Raw genomic sequence first — 626 nt, 5'->3', positions numbered from 1 at the left:
TGGACATCCTCGCCGCTACCTTCCCGGCAGGCACACTTTCCGGCGCGCCTAAAGTCCGCGCCATGGAAATCATCGAAGAAGTCGAACCGAGCAAACGCGGCATCTACGGCGGCGCAGTCGGCGTATGGAGTTTCAACAACGACATGGACCTGGCCATTGCCATCCGCACTGCCGTGATTAAAAACAATACCCTCTTCGTGCAAAGCGGCGCAGGCGTAGTTGCCGACTCCGACCCAACCTCCGAATGGCAGGAAACCCAAAACAAAGCCCGCGCCGTGATCCGCGCAGCGCAAATGGTGCAAGAAGGGTTGGATAAATAATTTTCAGACGGCCTGCGCTCTGAAATGACTAAACAACAAGATTATGATACTAAAAGAAAAACAACTAAAATCCATCAGCAAATTCCTCAGCTTTATCTTGCGCCATCATCCCGAGCAAATCGGCATTACTTTGGATAAAGACGGCTGGGTGGATATTGATACCCTGTTGACACAGGTAAACCATCCCGAGCGCAGCTTTATGGGCAATCCGCTGACCTACGAAATATTATTGGAAGTGGTCGAAAAAAACGATAAAAAACGGTTTACCCTTTCTGAAGACGGCAAACGCATCCGCGCGGCACAAGG

Annotated in this window: 2 protein-coding genes; both read left to right on the top strand. The window is 51.0% G+C overall.

Going from position 1 to position 626, the window contains the following annotated elements; genetic code table 11:
* Nucleotides 1-320: chorismate-binding protein (locus ACTHUR_RS15510; protein WP_440399527.1), on the top strand; the 320-nt coding region annotated here is incomplete at its 5' end.
* A 43-nt stretch (nucleotides 321-363) separates the two neighbouring features.
* Nucleotides 364-626 (top strand): RNA 2'-phosphotransferase (locus ACTHUR_RS15505; protein ID WP_440399525.1); only part of this gene is annotated, 263 nt, incomplete at its 3' end.

The organism is Neisseria sp. P0021.S007, assembly GCF_051956855.1.
The sequence above is the reverse complement of the archived record's forward strand: the minus strand, read 5'-3'. Positions and strand labels throughout refer to the sequence as shown.